General features: G+C 44.9%; 17 protein-coding genes. 16 read left to right on the forward strand and 1 reads right to left on the reverse strand.

Annotated elements, in window-relative coordinates; all coding sequences use genetic code 11:
- Positions 1 to 79: 79 nt before the first annotated feature.
- Positions 80 to 1,306 (reverse strand): nucleotidyltransferase family protein, encoded by a 1,227-nt coding sequence (locus tag MXE28_RS01430; protein ID WP_021841688.1) that lies wholly within the window; start codon positions 1,304 to 1,306, stop codon positions 80 to 82.
- Positions 1,307 to 1,555: 249 nt separating this feature from the next.
- On the opposite strand from MXE28_RS01430, the gene MXE28_RS01435 reads away from it, so the two are divergent.
- The 16 genes from MXE28_RS01435 to MXE28_RS01510 all read left to right on the forward strand — a co-directional run bounded on the left by MXE28_RS01435 (position 1,556) and on the right by MXE28_RS01510 (position 18,153).
- Positions 1,556 to 2,116 carry a hypothetical protein gene (locus tag MXE28_RS01435; RefSeq protein WP_021841687.1) on the forward strand — a complete coding sequence of 187 codons (561 nt, stop codon included), beginning with the start codon at positions 1,556 to 1,558 and terminating at the stop codon, positions 2,114 to 2,116.
- Positions 2,117 to 2,119: 3 nt separating this feature from the next.
- On the forward strand, positions 2,120 to 3,334 hold the full coding sequence (locus MXE28_RS01440; protein WP_127058763.1) for an acetate kinase: 1,215 nt from the start codon (positions 2,120 to 2,122) through the stop codon (positions 3,332 to 3,334).
- 107 nt (positions 3,335 to 3,441) lie between these two features.
- The gene (locus tag MXE28_RS01445; protein WP_348644749.1) at positions 3,442 to 4,038 is read left to right on the forward strand and encodes a Maf family protein; all 597 of its coding nucleotides are present in this window, start codon (positions 3,442 to 3,444) and stop codon (positions 4,036 to 4,038) included.
- Between the two features lie 73 nt (positions 4,039 to 4,111).
- Positions 4,112 to 4,810, forward strand: coding sequence for a DNA repair protein RadC (gene radC / locus MXE28_RS01450; RefSeq protein WP_127058765.1), 699 nt, complete (start codon positions 4,112 to 4,114; stop codon positions 4,808 to 4,810).
- Positions 4,811 to 5,118: 308 nt separating this feature from the next.
- A complete protein-coding gene (locus tag MXE28_RS01455; protein WP_021841684.1) occupies positions 5,119 to 6,156 on the forward strand; it encodes a rod shape-determining protein in 1,038 nt (345 codons plus the stop codon).
- Positions 6,156 to 7,073, forward strand: coding sequence for a rod shape-determining protein MreC (gene mreC / locus MXE28_RS01460; RefSeq protein WP_021841683.1), 918 nt, complete (start codon positions 6,156 to 6,158; stop codon positions 7,071 to 7,073). Before MXE28_RS01455 ends, mreC begins: the two co-directional genes overlap by 1 nt.
- Positions 7,070 to 7,561 (forward strand): rod shape-determining protein MreD, encoded by a 492-nt coding sequence (mreD, locus tag MXE28_RS01465; RefSeq protein ID WP_021841682.1) that lies wholly within the window; start codon positions 7,070 to 7,072, stop codon positions 7,559 to 7,561. The genes mreC and mreD overlap by 4 nt, the downstream gene beginning before the upstream one ends.
- Positions 7,562 to 7,581: 20 nt before the next feature.
- Entirely contained in the window at positions 7,582 to 9,573 is a 1,992-nt protein-coding gene (gene mrdA / locus MXE28_RS01470; protein WP_021841681.1) for a penicillin-binding protein 2, read from the forward strand.
- A gap of 166 nt (positions 9,574 to 9,739) precedes the next feature.
- A complete protein-coding gene (locus tag MXE28_RS01475; protein ID WP_226973981.1) occupies positions 9,740 to 11,269 on the forward strand; it encodes an AAA family ATPase in 1,530 nt (509 codons plus the stop codon).
- 22 nt (positions 11,270 to 11,291) lie between these two features.
- A complete protein-coding gene (gene rodA / locus MXE28_RS01480) occupies positions 11,292 to 12,395 on the forward strand; it encodes a rod shape-determining protein RodA (protein ID WP_247239732.1) in 1,104 nt (367 codons plus the stop codon).
- 150 nt (positions 12,396 to 12,545) lie between these two features.
- Positions 12,546 to 14,429 (forward strand): TIGR03960 family B12-binding radical SAM protein, encoded by a 1,884-nt coding sequence (locus MXE28_RS01485; RefSeq protein WP_021841677.1) that lies wholly within the window; start codon positions 12,546 to 12,548, stop codon positions 14,427 to 14,429.
- Positions 14,401 to 15,096, forward strand: coding sequence for a TIGR03936 family radical SAM-associated protein (locus MXE28_RS01490; RefSeq protein WP_021841676.1), 696 nt, complete (start codon positions 14,401 to 14,403; stop codon positions 15,094 to 15,096). Before MXE28_RS01485 ends, MXE28_RS01490 begins: the two co-directional genes overlap by 29 nt.
- 21 nt (positions 15,097 to 15,117) lie before the next feature.
- Positions 15,118 to 16,548, forward strand: coding sequence for an Rne/Rng family ribonuclease (locus MXE28_RS01495; protein ID WP_021841675.1), 1,431 nt, complete (start codon positions 15,118 to 15,120; stop codon positions 16,546 to 16,548).
- 151 nt (positions 16,549 to 16,699) lie between these two features.
- Positions 16,700 to 17,269 carry a manganese efflux pump MntP family protein gene (locus MXE28_RS01500; protein WP_021841674.1) on the forward strand — a complete coding sequence of 190 codons (570 nt, stop codon included), beginning with the start codon at positions 16,700 to 16,702 and terminating at the stop codon, positions 17,267 to 17,269.
- Between the two features lie 254 nt (positions 17,270 to 17,523).
- Positions 17,524 to 17,835 (forward strand): 50S ribosomal protein L21, encoded by a 312-nt coding sequence (rplU, locus tag MXE28_RS01505; RefSeq protein WP_006555125.1) that lies wholly within the window; start codon positions 17,524 to 17,526, stop codon positions 17,833 to 17,835.
- A 3-nt stretch (positions 17,836 to 17,838) separates the two neighbouring features.
- Positions 17,839 to 18,153: a ribosomal-processing cysteine protease Prp gene (locus tag MXE28_RS01510; protein ID WP_006555124.1), complete on the forward strand. Its 315-nt coding sequence runs from the start codon at positions 17,839 to 17,841 to the stop codon at positions 18,151 to 18,153.
- Positions 18,154 to 18,163 lie beyond the last annotated feature (10 nt).

An 18,163-nucleotide genomic window follows, 5' to 3' on the forward strand; every position in this document is an offset into this window, starting at 1 on the left:
ACATTGCCTTATTTTGGCAATGTCCTTTTGGTATGTATATTTCTTAACGTCATAGCAGCAATATAGAACTATGAAACACTTATTTTTTTATATACCAAGGCGTAAAGTAGAAATCTTCGCCGCCTTGTCGTTTGATTGGATTGGTTAGGCACAGCTTTTGAATATCTGTAGCTCGTTGGTCCAGTGCAGCTAATTCAGCGGTGAGGCCGGAGGCCGTATTTATAAAAGGAGCCCACTTCTGGATGAGGGGCACCGTAAACTCTTTACGTTGCAGCCAAGGTCTGGCTTCATCGGTAAAACCAAGGAGGCGTGCATATTGCGGCCCTTCTGTGTGAGCTTCATTTTGTAATTCCCTAGTAATGCCAAGGACCGTATAAGAAGCCATGCGATCAAGGCGGGCATAGGAATAACGCTTCGATTTTAATTGCTCACGCGCTTCCGGCCAAGATGCTTTTTGACTGACCGAAGTCCAAATTTGGTGGAGACCTTCTTTAAAATCGGCTAATGCCTCTAATTGAGCGGCCCCTTGTTTTCGGCTTTCATAGAGCACGAGGTCATAGTATCTGGCTAAATCAGAATAAGCGCCCGATTCGACAGACTCTTTATATTCGCCTTGTAAATTAGCTGAAATATAGGGGGATACGTTATCCGTTGAAGGAAAATCGGTGAGCGCGTCGAGATTTCTGATTTGGCGGCGCAAGGCTGTGCCGGATGGCCAGTTACTTGCGAGTTTGTCACTATGATGTTCACCTTCCCGCAAAATGGGGATGATATTCATCGCTAAGCCATATTGATGAATGGCTTTGGTATATTCGAGACCAAGCAAGGCGTTTGGTTGATTGACGATAGCCGCCGCATCCGGACATTCAGTAATAATAGCTTGGCGTAAAGCGGTACCGTAAAATTCACCCTTTTTCAGCGCTTCACGGCAGGCCGTTTGTACGGTACTGCTCAGGCTAAGGCGGGCGATTTTTTGTAATAAAGAGGCATCTTCCGTTTCGGTGCCGAAAGCGAGGGCGCGAGCTCCTAATCGGTGCAATAATCTGACCCCGCCGGCGGCAAACCGTTCGGCGTTGGCCGTAGCGTACACCGTAGGAAGTTCGATGACAGCGTGAGCGCCGTTTAATAGAGCCCAACGGGCCCTGGTGAATTTATCAAAAAGAGCCGGTTCGCCGCGTTGCACGAAGGAACCGCTCATAACAACAAGACGCAGTGCATCGGGATAGCGTTTTGCCAATTCTTTCAGTTGATGTTCGTGCCCTTTGTGAAAGGGGTTATATTCGGCAATGATTCCGATACAATTCATAATGTTACTCCTTTGAAAATTTACGTGTTATTTATTTCATTATAGCACAGAATGAGAGGGCGTATTTTCAGTTGTAGAGAGGCAATTTTTTTGAAAAAACTTAATTTTTACAATAAAATTACAGTAAATATACATATGAATAAAAATAATAGTGAATATGTCTAAAAAGAGGCGTGCAAGTAATTGCAAAGAATGGTATAATTTAAACGTACGCTTTACTTGTACAGACGTTTTGAATCGAGGGATATTATGAAGAAATGGTTCACTGTTTTTTGCATGGCTTTGCTGATGCTTGCGATTAGCGGCTGTGGCAGTGATAATGCATTGGATTCTTATAGTTTCGGTCATAAAGTAATTAAGAGCGGCAACTCGGAAATTACCGTTGCCTTGCCTTACGATATAGGTGTTCAGCCTAATACGACCAAAAATGCGTTGGGGTATCCTGTAACGACGTATTTAGGGGCCGATAAAAACTTCCTGGTTTCCATTGAAGCCATCTCCCCGAAAGCGGGTCAACCTTTGCCGACAGCAGCGGCTTATGGTGCTGAATCTAAAGCTTTTTATGAAAAAAGCTTCGGCAACAATTTGACATGGTCGGATGAGATGAAAACGGTAGACGGTGTTCAAGCCTTTATCTCGTCAGCTACACTGGTAGCTAACAAAATCCAAATTCGTTTCTTTCAATACACATTTGCCGATAAAGGTGTATTGTGGAATATAACCTATCAGTATCCTGTTGACAGCACAATGGGAGCTCAGATTTCTGACCTTGTGGTAGGAAAAATTCAAATTACTAAGAAAGAGGGATAAGTAATGAATGTTTTAGTAGTAAACTGTGGTAGTTCTTCTTTAAAATACCAACTCATTGACATGGACAATGAAGCGGTATTAGCTAAAGGACAATTTGAAAAAATCGGTGCGGAAGATGCTATCTTCACTCACAAACGTCCGGATGCTGAAAAGTTGGAACGCGTAGAACCAATTTTGGACCACAAACAAGCGCTTAAAATTTTGCTCGACATCTTGATTGATGCAGAATTCGGCGTAATTTCTTCCATGGATGAAATTGATGCAGTTGGTCATCGTGTGGTTCATGGTGCTGAAAAGTTTGCTGACTCCGTGTTGATTACACCGGCCGTTATGGAAGCTTTAGAAGAATGTGCTAAAATTGCACCGCTTCATAACCCACCAAACATCCAAGGTATCGAAGCTTGCGAAGCTATCATGCCAAAAGTACCTCAGGTAGCTGTATTTGATACGGCTTTCCATCAGACTATGCCTGCTGAAGCATTCCTTTACGGTTTGCCATACGAAGCATACACTGAACTCGGTGTTCGTCGTTACGGCTTCCACGGCACCAGCCATAAATACGTGGCTCAGCGCGTAGCTGAATTAATGGGCAAACACATGAGTGATTTGCGCATCATTTCTTGTCACCTTGGTAACGGTTCCAGTGTGGCTGCTATTAAAGCCGGTCGTTCCATCGATACTTCCATGGGCTTCACGCCATTGTCCGGTTTGATTATGGGTACTCGTTGCGGCGATATCGACCCTGCTATCGTTCCTTTCTTGATGGATAAATGGGATATGACATACCATGAAATCGACGCCATCATGAACAAGAAATCCGGTGTATTCGGTATTTCCGGTGTGTCCAACGACTTCCGCGTAATCGAAGAAGCGGCTGAAGAAGGCAACAAACGTGCTCAGTTGGCACTTGATATGTTCCACTACAAAGTTCGCTCCACAATCGGTGCTTATGCAGCTGTTATGGGCGGCGTAGACGTAATCGTATTCACAGCCGGTATCGGTGAAAACGGTATTGGTAACCGTGACGCTATTTGTAACGGTCTTGAATACCTCGGAACTCGTCTTGATCGTGAACGCAACAACGTACGCGGTAAAGAAACTGAAATCAGCGTAGAAGGTTCCAAAGTTAAAATCTTCGTAGTTCCTACTAACGAAGAAATCATGATTGCTCGTGATACTAAACGTATTACTGCAAGTCTTGTGATGAAAAACTGGTAATATAATAGTCTGATTGACGATTGTAAAATCTAATGATGATATGCTCGCGCAGTACCTTTCGAGGTACTGCGCGTTGTAGTTTACGGCATATTCGGGGGTAAACATAACTGATGAAAATATATTTGGCATCGGCGTCGCCGCGGCGCCGTGATTTATTGGAACAATTACACATTGAATTTGAAGTTGTGACGAGCACCTATGAAGAGCATAATGAGGAGTTTGAGAGTCCCTATGAATTGGTGGAAGCGCAGGCTTTGGGGAAGGCCTTGGCGGCGTTGGTTCCGGAGACCGGGGTCGATAAAACTTATGTGGTTATTGGTTCCGATACGATTGTGGCTCATAAGGGCCATGTGTTGGGCAAACCGGCTAATGAAAAAGAGGCCGTTCAGATGCTCCGTGAATTGTCTGGTGATACACACGAAGTGGTGACCGGGGTGGCGCTTTGTTATTACGATGGAGACAAGGAGTTAATTAAGCAAGAGGTGTTTCACGTCGTAACAAAGGTTCTTTTTTACTCGCTTAGTGATGCGGAAATAAAAGCGTATGTGGCTACCGGTGAACCACTCGATAAAGCCGGTGCTTATGGCATACAGGGGAAGGGGGCTTATTTAGTAGAGCGCATTGAAGGTTCTTATACGAATGTGGTTGGCCTTCCGGTGGAAGTGGTAGCGCGATATTTACGGCGCATGGGGGCGCCGGACTAACAGCGTGAATTAGGTTAGTGAATTAGCTTGGTAATTTAGGTTAGTGAGTTGGGTTAGTGATTTAGGGGGACATATGATTAAGACATATACAGGCGTTGTCAGAGAATGGCAGCCATGGCAGAAACCACGTGAAAAATTTTTAACTTTGGGAGCCGCCGGCGTAAGCACGGTTGAGTTATTGGCGATTTTACTCAGAACGGGACGACAGGGGTCATCCGTATTGGATTTGGCCAAAGAAGTCCTTGATACAGTAAGTCATGGCGCGTATGGACTGAATGATACGACCGTAGGTGCTTTACAAAAGATTAAGGGCATCGGTCGCGATAAGGCGGTTACCGTTTGTGCGGCCATTGAATTGGGGCGTCGTCTCGGTCAGCTGCGAGTGAAGGAGCATTTTGAAGATTTCAGTAGCCCTAAAGCGGTGGCATCCTATATTATGGAGCGCTTGCGTTATGAAAAAGAAGAGCATTTCTGTGCCGCCTTTTTAACTTGTAAAAATAAATTAATTGATGTGGAAACCATCTCAATCGGCGGTTTAACCGGTAGTTTGGCAGAGCAGCGTACCGTGTTTCGTCAAGCTATGCAGGCCAATGCGGCGAGCCTCATTTTAATTCATAACCATCCATCCGGTGATCCGGAACCCAGTTCTGAAGATATCGGTATTACGAAACTGTTTATTAAAGCGGGCAAGCTGATGGGCATTCCCGTGCTGGATCATGTAGTTATCGGTGATGGCCGCTATACCAGTCTCTGTGAGAAGGGACTATTATAGGTTACAGAAGGCTTTGCGAAAATGGCTGATGAAAATTGCTGCATTCTTTGCTAAAAAGCTCTTTTATAGAAAAAATTGTCTAAACGAATTCACGGTAAATGCTATAATAAAGGGACAGGCTGAGTATAAAAAGGAAGATTTGAAAATGAATTTTTGGCGATGAGATTTATGTTTGCCGGGCCTGTTTTTACAAAAATACAGCAGTATGAATAGGGCGTGATAATTAGAGAACAAGCGCCGATTTGGTTGATTTATCCTTACTGCCGATAGTATAATATAGGGATGAGTAAAGTAAGGAGACTAAACATATGATTCGTATTTTTTCGTCCTTAGGACGAGATTTAGGCATAGATATTGGAACCGTGAATACCCATGTACATGTGCAGGGGCGCGGGGTCGTATTGTCCGAACCGTCACTGGTGGCTACCGATACGAAACAGGAAGGTATCGTAGCTGTTGGTGCCGATGCGGAACGACTTTTGCTTAGAACCCCTGACATGCTGGATGAACTTCGCCCGTTGCGCGACGGTTTTATTGTAGATTATCGTGTTATGCTCACTATGTTGCGCCACTTCATGAGTAAGGCGTCTCGTACCGTAGGTCGTACGCGTGTTATTATGGCCGTGCCTTGCGGTATTACAGATGTGGAAAAACGAGCCATGACGGACGCTATTATTCAGGCCGGAGCGCGCGAAGCGTACTTGGTGGAAGCACCGGTGGCGGCTGCTTTAGGCTGTAATTTGCCGGTATTTGAAGCATGTGGCAGTATGGCTGTAGATATTGGCGGCGGTACCACTGATATCGGCGTTATGTCCTTAGGGGGCAAGGTTATTGCTCACTCCGCACGTATTGGCGGTCATGATTTTAATGAAGCTATATTACAATATATTAAAAATACCTATTCCGTAATGGTCGCTGTAGAAACGGTGGAAGGTATTAAAATGGAACTGGGAACGGCCTTGCCGCCACAGGAAGAATTGGAAGTTTCTTTCATGGGGCGCGATATTGCCAATGGTCTGATGAAACGAATTATTATTCGTAAATCGGAAGTTTACCAGGTTATGCAGGACACATTACAACGGATTGTAGATGAAATTAAATCCGTTGTGGAACAGACGCCACCTGAATTGGCAGCGGATATTATGGAGCGCGGTATGACTTTAACCGGTGCTACGGCACTTATGGAAGGCCTTGGTCAGCGCATTAGTGAAGAATTGGGGATTCCTGTGCAGGTACCGCCGGAACCGGGGTATGCGGTGGCGGTTGGTTTGGGCCAAGCGTCCAAAGAATTTGCACGGATGGATCGTTTTATTATTGCATCGAAAAATCGGAAAGGAAGGGCGTAATGTTTTCATCAGAACGACGGTTAATAGTCGTAGTAGGATTATGCTGCGTATTTTTAGCGCTCTTAGGCTATGCGTGGAAACAACGAACTGCTATTCCGTATGTAACGGTACCGTTGGAGCGAGTAACAACACCGTTTACTTATGGCGCTTCGCGATTTTTAGGATCCATTCATACCGGCATTGCCGTTATTGATACAGCTATTAATGGTACTAAAGAAATAGACGCTATTCGTGAAGAAAATGCACAATTACTGCAACGCGTAACAAACTATGATGAAGTAGTAGCTGAAAACATGCGTTTACGTCAGTTATTGTCTTTTCAGAACAATCATCCTCAATTTGATATGATGGCGGCGACTGTGGTGACCCGCGATGTGGGGACTTGGACCAATACCTTTACTATTGATCGCGGTAGTGAAGACGGTTTGGAACCGAATATGCCAGTTGTGATTCCCGGTGGGGTAGTTGGTTTTATCAGCGACGTATATACTCATTCAGCTCGCGTACAGACCATACTTGATCCGCGTACGGCTATCGGCGTTATCGTACAGCGTCCAGAATCGCGTGTAGCGTCAATTGTTAAAGGTAACGGTAGCAATCCGGATGAGCCTTTATTGGTTAACGTGGCTCGCGATGGCGACGTATTGAATGGCGATACCTTGATTACCTCCGGCTACGGCGGGATTTACCCGAAAGGTCTCTTGGTTGGTCATGTAACGCGAATTGATAATGATTCGGAAGGTTTTGTTAAAAACGCGGTCGTACAATTATCGGCCGATTTACGCAATGTAGAAGAAGTATTCGTTATTATGCGCTCTCGCGAAGGCGAATTGGATAAGCCAAGCTTAACTCCAAAATTGGTACCGCAAACACAGCGTGACCAAGTTGAAGGGGTAAAAGGAGCGACGCAGCAATGAGAACTCTAATATACATACTCATGGGTATATTTACCTTTTTGATTCAAGCCGATGTATTGCCCATGCTCTTTAGGCAAGGGTGGATACCGAATTTGATTCTGGTTTGGGTTATTGTATTATCTTTGCTCAAAGGCCGTCGTATCGGCCTTATGGCCGCTATTACAGGCGGTTTAGTCCATGATATTTTGATCTCGAATTCTTTTGGACTTCACTTATTCCCATATATCGCCGTTGCTTACATTGTGAGCATCTGGTCATTCAGCGTATACGAAGAGCAGTGGTATATTACCTTTGCGTGGGTTTCCGTAGGTACTTTGGCGGATATTATTTTCCGCATTGGTATGCTCTGGTTGGGGCGTGAAGATATTCTCGTAGGTTCGTATTTATGGCATCATATTTGGCCTGTTTGGTGGCTCAACGGGCTCTTGGGCATTATGATTCATGAAATTTTATGGAACATGGAGGAGAAAGACGAATATATTTGGTAGTCAATTAAGGAGGCATCGGCGTGCTTGAAGCATTATATAAAAAGAATAAAAAAGGCCGTTTTGATGCCTTAATGTATATAGTCAGCGCTATATTTGTTATTCTTATTATTCGCTTATTTTATCTGCAGATTATGGATGGCGAATATTACCACACCAAGGCGGAAGGCAATCGCCTGCGCATGGTGTCGGTAACGGCGGCGCGCGGGGTCATGTATGATCGTAACGGTCAGATTGTAGCCGGTTCACGGCCAGCTTATACGGTATCCATTGTACCAACCGGGCAGGATATCGATCCGGGCGAACTCAACCGTTTGGCCACAATGCTTAATATTAAGCCGGACGTGATTCAAAGTAAAATTGCAGCCCATAAGGGCGGCTATGAGCCGATTCGCTTGGCCACGGACATTACGATGGACCGCGTAACTATGATTGAAGAACATCGCCATGAATTGCCGGGCGTAACCATTGATGTAGAGCCATTGAGATACTATCCATATGATTCTTTGGCATCACAACTCTTCGGTTATGTAGGTGAAGTCAGCGAAGATGAATTGAATGAGCTTAAAGCGGAAAATCCAGAAACACCGGTAGGACCGGGCACTATTTTAGGACGCTCCGGTCTTGAAAAAATGTATGATGATGTATTGCGTGGCATCGACGGCGGTAAGCAGGTAGAAGTAGATGCTACCGGTCGCCCCGTGGCGGAAGTGGGCCGTAAGGACACTATTCCGGGGCGAGACATTCATTTGACCATTGATTTACCGTTACAAAAAGCGGCTGAAAAAGCGGTAGCCGATCAATTGGCGTCACTCCGTTCTCAAGGCATTCCGGCCCAAGGTGCGGCGGTTGTAGCTATGGACCCGAATACGGGGGCTATTCTCGCCATGGTAAGTGCACCGGGTTTCAATCCGAACTGGTTTGCCCGTGGTATTACATCGGCACAATGGAATCAACTTAATAACGACCCAAATCATCCGTTTGATAATAAAGTTATTTCCGGTGAATATCCACCGGGCTCACCATTTAAAATTATTACCGGTGCAGCTGCATTGGAACTAAAAAAAGTAACGCCTAACGAGATGATATTCGATAGTGGTCGTCACTGGTTAATCGACAAGCGAAATGCCGAAGGTGAAGCTTTAGGCTGGCTTGATTTTAATACAGCCTTGGCCAAATCGGATAACGTTTATTTCTATGAAATGGGTAATCGTGTAGGCATTGAAGAACTGGACCGTTTTGCGAAGTTGTTTGGGTTGGGTGAAAAAACGGGCATTAAGCTCTATGGTGAATCCAGCGGTAACTTGGCAAGTCCGGAATACAAGCGTAAAGTATTTGATCAAGACTGGTATTTAGGGGAAACCTTCGATGCGGCCATCGGTCAGTCCTTTACCTTGGTAACGCCAATTCAGATGGCTATGATGATGTCGGAAGTAGCTAATGGTGGTATTCGTTACCAACCATATGTAGTAAGTCGTATCGATAATAGCGACGGTACACCGGCAGAAATTTTCGGACCTAAAAAAATGGGCGTATTACAAGTTTCAAAAACAGTTATGGATTTAATCCGTAATGCATTGCGCGACGTAACAGCCGAAGGCGGTACAGCAGGTGCGCTCTTTAAAGGGTGGCCTATTGAAATCGCCGGTAAAACCGGTACGGCGGAAAACTCCACCGGCCGTGACCATGGTTGGTTTGTAGCCTATGCACCATATGATAAACCGCGTATTGTTGTAGTTGCTTTGGTAGAACAAGGTAGTTTTGGTGCCGGCTCGGCCGGTCCGATTGTTAGAGACGTACTAGCTGAATATTTCCATATTAATGGTGCCGGTACTGATAATAAAAACGGTACTAATGGGAATGGTTCGTCAACCGGTGTCAATACTAATAGTGCAGCAAATAATAATTCTCTAGGAACTACTTCAACTAATACCGGTAATACAGCAAACGGTTCAACCGCTGCAGGCGGTGATAATTCATCGAATACAGCGGTAACAGGACCGCAACAACGTTAAAACATTGTTTAGTTATTCAAGTTTAACGGTTAAGTTTTAGTATCTGTTAAGTGTTAATAATTTTAGTATTTGTTATGTGTTTATTTTCTGAATTTTTTACTGCTATAGGTATGTTTGAGATTGATTGTGTAGTGGGTTATGGTAGTGAGAAAGGAAAGGAGTTGCTATGGGAAAGGTTATAGCTATTATGTCCGGTAAGGGCGGCGTTGGTAAAACTACAATGACAGCGTATATTGGTGCTGCTTTAAATCGTCGAGGTCATCGCGTGTTAATTACCGATGCCGATTTTGGGATGCGTGATTTAGACTTAGTCATTGGCAAAGAAAATGATATCTTTTTTGATGCTGTAGATATTTGGAAAGATAACTGCAATCAGGACAGTGCTATTATACCGTTAACGGACGATTTTGACTTTTTACCGGCAACTCAGACTCGCCGCTGGGAAGATGTGGGGCGCAAAGGTTATGCGAAACTTATAAAAAAACTGGCGGAAAGTTATGATTTCGTCATTATTGATGCGCCGGCCGGTATCGGTCGCGGCAATGAAGCCGTTTTCAAAGCCGCTGATCAATTATTGCTCGTAGCGGAACCTATGTGGGTATCGCTTCGTGCGGTGCAGCGCGTTATGCAGCTTTGTCACGAAGAACGTCAGTTCAACTATGCTTTAATTTTAAATAACGTAGGCCGCAGTGAAGTAGCCGTAGCCGTTGAAGAAGCTTTGGCGACGTTACAGGTAGAACAATTAGCAACCATTCTGCCTCACAGCATTAAGCTTATGAGCTGGGCACAGGATGGTACATTACATGAATTCTGTGATGATGCAGTGGATACCATGATGGTACCGCTCCTTGAATACATTGAAACATCCGAAGTTTGGCCGGAAGAAAAATTGCTGGACCGTTGGTATCAATTACAAGCGGCTGAGGAAATAGCAAAAGAAATAACGCCAACGGCCAATACGAAGGTTGAAGCAGCAGTGACTGCGGCCGTAGCCGAAGCCGCTACAGCTGAGCCTATGGTAGACAGAATTGTAGAAGGCGAACGCGTTGAAGTTGAGACTTTAGAAGTAAATCGAGACTCTGTGTCGGTCCATAGCGATGTGGCTACCCAAAATGAATTGGTTGGCAATGGCGCTAAAGTTGGTGCTGTTCCGGCTGTCAGCGATGTGGCAGATGAAGCCTCTGAGGACAGTGCGGTTGAAGCAAAATCCATGGTTGAGGCGGTTAAAACCGAGATGACCGCACCGGTAGCATCTTCGGCGAAAGTAGCTGTTGAAGCAGCCAAATCTACGGCTGAAACGGCAGCGGCTAAAGCGGAAGATATAGTTGATTCTGTAACCGACAAAGCTGAAGCAGTGACACATGCCGCATCAGACAAAGCTGAAGCAGTGGCAGATGCCGTATCAGATAAAGCTGAAGCAGTGGCAGATGCCGCAACCGACAAAGCTGAAGCGGTGGCAGAAAAAGCTGAGGACTTAGTAGAAGCTGTAACAGATAAAGTTGAAGAAGTAGTGGCAACTGTAGAAGATAAAACGGAAGAAGTAGTAGATAAAGCGAAAGAAGTTGCTGAGGAAACAGCTGCTGAAATTAAAGCAGTAACAGATGAATCGGCAGAAGAGAAAGAAGAACCGGCACAGCCTAAGAAAATGAGCTTGTTTGAAGTTTTTAAAAAGAAAATTTCAAGCCTATGGTCGTAGCCGTATGCGCTAGGAGGTATATATGTGGCATAGAATCTGGCGCGAATGGGACTGGACCGTCGTAATTTGTACGCTCCTGCTCATTAGCGTAGGTGTTGTCATCATTGGCAGTGCCACTCATGTAAATCGTGATGGTCTCGACATAAACGATTTAGTGAGTAAACAACTTATGTTTTTTGTAATTAACACAGTAGTTATTGTTATGATGCAATGGTTTGATTATCGTCGCCTTCGTTCGTGGGGACGGCCACTGTATTTTATTACCATATTACTGTTGGTAGCGGTTATGCTTATCGGTACATCCGCTTTAGGTGCGCAGCGTTGGATCCAAATCGGGCCAATCACCATTCAGCCGTCGGAATTCACGAAATTACTCATGATTATCAGTATGGCGCAAATGATGGAAAATCGAGTGAATAAACTGAACACCTTTCGCTCGCTGGTGCCGATAGTATTATATATAGGGATTCCGACCTTATTGGTATTTAAACAGCCTGACCTTGGTACATCCTTGGTATATCTGGCCATTTTGTGCGGCATGCTCTTCGTAGCAGGCATTCGGATGCGTTTGGTACAAATCATCGTAGGTGTTGCCGTTGTTTTGGCGCCGTTAGGTTGGTTCGTTTTGCAAGAATACCAGAAACAACGTATTTTAGTATTTTTAAACCCGAATATTGATCCCTTTGGGGCCGGGTATCACATTATTCAGTCGAAAATCGCCATCGGTTCCGGTATGATTCTCGGTAAGGGCCTTTTTGAAGGTACGCAAAGTCAGTTAAACTTCTTGCCGGAAAATCATACAGACTTTATTTTCTCCGTTATCGGGGAAGAATTAGGCTTTGTAGGCTGTGTAATCGTATTATTGTTATTGTTCCTTTTAATTTATCGCAGTATTATGATTGCCCGCAGTGCCAACGATACTTTCGGTACACTCTTAGCTACCGGTATCGGCTCCATGTTGGTATTCGAAGTGCTCGTTAACGTAGGTATGACGACCGGTATTATGCCGGTTACGGGGATTCCGTTGCCGTTTATCAGTTACGGTGTCAGTGCGTTGACCACGAATATGATTAGTGTCGGTTTATTGCTTAATATTGCAATGCATCGCAAGAAGTTAATGTTCTAAATTTAATTTTAGATTGATTGAAATTACGCCCAATAAATTAATAGCAGAGGCTATAAAAATAGCCTTAGAAGAAGTTTTAAAATGTTTTAATGAAAGTGAAAGGCAACTTCAGAAAGTTGTCATTATGATAGATTTTGAATCGGAGGTCCTATGGTTCAATTAGATGCGAGCTGGTTGCAGCATGTACAAAAGCCCGCGCGATATACAGGCGGCGAATGGAATAGCGTTGTGAAAGATCACAAAGATATGGATGTTACCATGTGTTTTGGTTTTCCTGACGTATACGAAGTGGCCATGAGTCACTTAGGTATTAAGATTTTATATTCCTTGCTCAATGAATTACCCTATGTGGCGGCAGAACGCGTATGCGCGCCGTGGCATGATATGGAAGAGGAAATGCGTAAACGCAACATTCCGTTGTATTCTTTGGAAACGAAGACACCGGTTAAAGATTTTGATTTCTTAGCGTTTACCTTACAATATGAAATGAGTTATACCAACATTTTAAACATGTTGGATATGGGCGGCATTCCGTTCTACAGTAAAGACCGAGACTTGTCCTTCCCACTCATTACGGCGGGTGGTCCTTGTGCATACAATGTGGAGCCGATTGCCGATTTTGTAGATATCGTAAACCTCGGTGAGTCGGAAGAGCACATCGTTGAAATGGTGGAACTCTACCGTCAGGAAAAAGCGGCCGGCTTCCCGGGCGGCAAAGAAGGGCTTTTGCGCAAAATGGCGCAGATTCCGGGTAACTATGTGCCGTCTTTATATGAACCGCAGTATACCGAAAAAGGTGATTTCAAAGGCATGAAAGTGCTGGCCGAAGAGGCACCGGCAGTAGTGCAGAAACGTATCATCGAAGACATGGACAACTGTTTCTATCCAACTAAACCGGTTGTACCGTATATCGATGTCGTTCATGACCGTGCCGTATTGGAATTGTTCCGCGGTTGTACCCGTGGCTGTCGTTTTTGCCAGGCCGGTATGTTATATCGTCCGGTGCGTGAACGTTCACCGGAAAAACTGGTTCAATTGGCGAAAGAAATCATTGCCAATACGGGCTATAACGAAATTTCCCTTATGTCCTTGAGCTCCGCCGACTACTCCCGTTTGCCGGAACTGGTTGACATGCTCATGGAAGAATTTAAGGACAAGCAGGTCAGCGTAAGCTTGCCTTCATTGCGTATCGATGCGTTCTCAATCGATATTGCCAAAAAAGTGCAGCAAGTTCGCAAGAGTGGTTTGACGTTTGCGCCGGAAGCGGGCTCCCAGCGTATGCGTGATGTTATCAATAAAGGGGTTAGCGAAGAAGACTTAATCGCCGCTTGTACCAATGCTTTTAAATCGGGCTGGAATACGGTTAAATTGTACTTCATGATGGGCTTGCCGACCGAAACGGATGAAGACGTAGCAGGCATTGCCGATTTGGCCTATAAAGTACTTGATTTACATCGTGAAATCACGGGCAAACGAAATGGCAAGGTAACGGTCAGCGTATCCTTCTTCGTGCCGAAGAGTCATTCTCCATACCAGTGGTACGGCCAGCAGTCGGTGGAAGAAATTCATCGTAAACAGCAATATTTAAAAACGCTCATCAATAACCGCAATATTTCCTATCATTATCATGACGGGGCTACCGGTTATATGGAAGCGGTGTTTGCCCGCGGCGACCGTCGTTTGGCGAAAACATTGATTGAAGCGTGGAAATTAGGCTGTAAGTTTGACGGGTGGACTGAATTCTTCTCCATTGATAAATGGATGCAGGCGTTCAAAAATACAGGCATCGATCCTGATTACTATGCCCGTCGCGACCGCGATTTTGATGAACCGTTGCCATGGGATCATCTAGATGATACTGTTTCCAAGAAATACTTAAAACAGGAATGGGACCGTGCCGTTGAGGCAACCTTGACCCGTGACTGCCGCCGCTTACCATGTAACGGCTGTAATGTGTGTCCGGAACTTAATACGGCGATTGTAGATTATCAGGAGGGTGGACGCGTTGAAAAAGTTACGTTTGGCCTTAAGTAAGGGCGAAGAAATGCGATTTTTATCGCACCTGGATTATGCACAGGCCGTGGAACGTATGATTCGTCGTGCTTTTATTAAAATGGCCTATTCGGAAGGTTTTAACCCGCATATGAAAATAAGCTTTTCCTCCGCTTTAGCCTTGGGTATTACGGCGGAAGTGGAATATCTTGATATGGATATTCTGGAAGATGAGGCCACCGTGGAATCCATTATGGAGCGCTTAAACCGGGTAGCACCGCCGGGACTCACCGTAATGTCCGGTCGTGAAATGCCGGATAAGGTAAAAAAACTCATGGCCATTTGTAACTATGCGGTCTATGAAGTATCCGGTCCGATAACGGCCGATGTCAATTGGGATGAACTTTTAAAAGAGTTCAATGAGGCTTCGGAAATCGCTTATGAAAAGGTGACACCGAAGAAAACCCGTACTATCGATGTGAAGCATTTTGTAAAAGAACCGATTACAGCGCGCCTTGACGGTGACCGCGTGACTCTAACCATGGGCATCGGCATATATCCGGAAGGTACCATGAAACCGGGGGATGTATGGCAACTTGGCCGTGAAAAATACGGCTGGCCTGTAACCGACGGTTACTCCATTCATCGCCATGAAATCATGGTGGAACGGGATGGGGAGTTATTGTCCCCGTTAGATGTAACGGTATAAGTATAAAGAAAGGAGTTTGCCATGAAACGAATCGTAGCCAATGTGATGGCTGAAGAAATTCGTATGGTTGTGTTGGATGAGCAGAATGAGCTGGTAGATACAGCCTTTTATCGTCCCACTCGTGACGAGACCATCAACCATATCTACAAGGGCATAGTGCGCAATGTACTGCCCGGCATGTCGGCGGCGTTCGTTGATATTGGTCTTAAGCAAAATGCGTACCTTAATTTGAAACAAGGTAAGCAGACTAAGGCTATGGGCAAACTCTTTGTAGGTCAAAATATACTCGTCCAGGTTGTGAAGGAAGAAATGCTCGGCAAAGGGGCGCGCGTCAGTGCCGACGTGAGCCTGGCCGGTCGTTTTATGGTGCTTTTGCCTTATTCGGAAGGGCTCCATATTTCCAAGCGTATTACCGATGACAATTTACGCGCTCAATTGGCTGATATGGCAGCGCCGTATTTAGCGAACGGTTGCGGTTTTATTCTGCGCACTGCGGCAGCGGAAGCTACGGCGGATGAGTTAAAGGGGGATATGGAATTCCTTTGGCGTACTTGGCAGCAATTGCAAAATCGCTACAAGGTGGCCAAGGGTGGCTCTGAGCTCTATAGTGATGCGGATTTTTGGTTCCGCGTTATCCGCGAATATTTAGGCCATGATGTTAATGAAATCATCGTAGATGACGGCGGGGCTTACGAACGGTTGCAGGAATTGTTGAGTATCACTAACATGACGGAGGCCGTTTCGCTGCAGCTCCATAATTCGGCGGAACCTATTTTTAAAGAGTGGCAGGTAGAGTCACAGCTTGATATATTGTTAAATGCTACCGTGGATTTACCGTCCGGCGGTTTTTTGAAAATCGATACGACGGAAGCTTTGACGGTAATAGATGTTAATTCCGGTCATTTTACGGGTCGTTCCGGCACCGCCGGGGAAGTAGCCATGGAAGTGAATCGTGAGGCCGCCAAGATGATTGCCAGACAGTTGCGCTTGCGCGATATCGGTGGTATCATCGTGTGTGACTTTATAGATTTGCCAAAGAAAGCACAACGGGATGAATTGGTGGCCTATTTGACACAACTGGTTCGTCAGGATCGGGTAAAAACCGTGGTGTGCGGCATTACCTCTTTAGGGCTCGTAGAAATTACCCGTAAACGGGAACGACAAGGCTTGCAGAGTATTTTATTTGATACTTGTTCCCAATGTGGCGGCACCGGTCAATTATTTTCGGCGGAAACCGTGTATTTACAGATTATTCGGCGCTTACGGGAATTATATCGAGGCGGCCGTTTGAAATCTAATGTACTCATTGAAGTCAATGAGGAGGTAAAACAATACTTCACAAAATCCGTTGTGGCTGATTTGGAAGCTGAATGCAAACGGACTATTAAGGTGGAAGTGCAACCGACTATGAGCCGGGAAGCGTACTCTTTGCTCGCCTTAGGGGATGAGTAAACCATTCGCACATTAAGCTTTGTGCGTCGAATGGACCTTTGGCGCTTGACTAATCGATTGTAAAATTTTTAAGACTTAGCTTGCTAAGTCTTATTTTTTTCGATATAATAGTTAGGTTATTGATTTACCTTTTAAGTGAGGTGCATGCTGTATGTCAATGTGGGAGCTCGTGTTAGTTGCCTTAAGTTTGGCCATGGATGCGTTTGCAGTGGCCGTAGCTAAGGGCCCTTGTCTCACGAGTCGGGACGATTTAAAGAGAGTAGGAATGCCTCTTTTGTTTGGTATATTCCAAATGGCTATGCCGCTTATTGGCTGGGTTATAGGTGCTCAATTGGCGGATAAAATCAATGATTACGATCATTGGATTATTTTCGGTTTACTGGCGTATTTGGGGATTAATATGATACGCAACAGTAAAAAGGCGGCCGAAGAAGAAGCTCATATTATATGCCAACTGGTAAGCTGGCGTGAAATTGTAGTATTGGCCTTTGCTACCAGTCTTGATGCCTTAGCCATCGGTTTGACGTTTGCCTTTATGGACATCAATGTGTGGGGGGCCAGCGGTTTAATCGGCGTGGTTGCGTTCCTTATCTCCTTGGTGGGGGTATTTTTGGGGCAACAATTAAAACGATTTTTGGGCGGCCGTGAAGAAGTACTGGGTGGTGTCGTGCTCATTTTAATCGGATTAAAAATTTTGTTGCAACATTTACAGATTATCTAGGGAGAGGGCGTAATAGGTTAGCTGTAGTGCTTTAATTGAATTTGAAGAATCCCTTTTAATTTTTAAGAAGTCGATGACAAACTATGAAGATAGGTCATTGACTTTTATTGTCTAATCATGTAAAATAAATTAGTCATAGTTTGGGTACGCCCAACTATTGCAGCCGCGTGGAGAGGTGTGTAAATTTCACTCATCCCGATTCCGGCATGAGAGAATACCGTATTCAGCGAGTTCGAAAACAAGGAGGTGTCACAATGTACGCAATTATTAAAACCGGTGGTAAACAATACCGCGTTGCCGAAGGCGATGTAATTACTATCGAAAAATTGGAAGCAGCTGCTGAAGAATCCGTAACGTTTGACGAAGTGTTAACTGTAGTTAACGACGGTGACGTTAAAGTAGGCGCTCCACTTGTGGACGGTGCAAAAGTAACAGGTAAAGTACTTGAACATGGTAAAGCGAAGAAGATTTTAGTTTTCAAATACAAAGCAAAATCCAACTATCGTCGTCGCCAAGGTCATCGTCAGCCGTTCACAAAAGTTCGCATTGAATCCATTCAGGCGTAAGTCATGATTAAGATTCATATTCGTCGTAATGAGGCACAACAAATTGTTGCTTGCTCCATTAACGGACATGCCGGCTATGACGAGCATGGCTATGATATCGTATGTGCCGCCGTTTCCGTACTGTCTTGTACCGCCATTTTGGGGTTACAATCAGTAGCTGAACAGCAAGGTATTTACGAGAACAGTTCCGGTGAATGTACCATTGAATTACAAGGGGCAATCACAGAAAAGGGACAGGCTATATTGGCAACCATGGTTCTTGGCTTCCAAGAAATTGCTCGCCAATATGATGATTTTGTATCACTTAGTGAAACATAGGAGGTGAACG

This window comes from Veillonella sp. KGMB01456 (assembly GCF_023051165.1).
Classification (GTDB): domain Bacteria; phylum Bacillota; class Negativicutes; order Veillonellales; family Veillonellaceae; genus Veillonella_A.

Excerpts from the sequence above, each read along its gene's own strand:
- mreC (WP_021841683.1), top strand. The coding sequence starts at position 6,156 with ATGTTTTCATCAGAACGACGGTTAATAGTCGTAGTAGGATTATGCTGC.
- MXE28_RS01510 (WP_006555124.1), top strand. The coding sequence starts at position 17,839 with ATGATTAAGATTCATATTCGTCGTAATGAGGCACAACAAATTGTTGCT.
- rplU (WP_006555125.1), top strand. The coding sequence starts at position 17,524 with ATGTACGCAATTATTAAAACCGGTGGTAAACAATACCGCGTTGCCGAA.
- mreD (WP_021841682.1), top strand. The coding sequence starts at position 7,070 with ATGAGAACTCTAATATACATACTCATGGGTATATTTACCTTTTTGATT.
- radC (WP_127058765.1), top strand. The coding sequence starts at position 4,112 with ATGATTAAGACATATACAGGCGTTGTCAGAGAATGGCAGCCATGGCAG.
- MXE28_RS01455 (WP_021841684.1), top strand. The coding sequence starts at position 5,119 with ATGATTCGTATTTTTTCGTCCTTAGGACGAGATTTAGGCATAGATATT.
- MXE28_RS01500 (WP_021841674.1), top strand. The coding sequence starts at position 16,700 with ATGTCAATGTGGGAGCTCGTGTTAGTTGCCTTAAGTTTGGCCATGGAT.
- MXE28_RS01435 (WP_021841687.1), top strand. The coding sequence starts at position 1,556 with ATGAAGAAATGGTTCACTGTTTTTTGCATGGCTTTGCTGATGCTTGCG.
- rodA (WP_247239732.1), top strand. The coding sequence starts at position 11,292 with ATGTGGCATAGAATCTGGCGCGAATGGGACTGGACCGTCGTAATTTGT.
- MXE28_RS01440 (WP_127058763.1), top strand. The coding sequence starts at position 2,120 with ATGAATGTTTTAGTAGTAAACTGTGGTAGTTCTTCTTTAAAATACCAA.
- MXE28_RS01495 (WP_021841675.1), top strand. The coding sequence starts at position 15,118 with ATGAAACGAATCGTAGCCAATGTGATGGCTGAAGAAATTCGTATGGTT.
- MXE28_RS01475 (WP_226973981.1), top strand. The coding sequence starts at position 9,740 with ATGGGAAAGGTTATAGCTATTATGTCCGGTAAGGGCGGCGTTGGTAAA.
- MXE28_RS01430 (WP_021841688.1), bottom strand. The coding sequence starts at position 1,306 with ATGAATTGTATCGGAATCATTGCCGAATATAACCCCTTTCACAAAGGG.
- MXE28_RS01485 (WP_021841677.1), top strand. The coding sequence starts at position 12,546 with ATGGTTCAATTAGATGCGAGCTGGTTGCAGCATGTACAAAAGCCCGCG.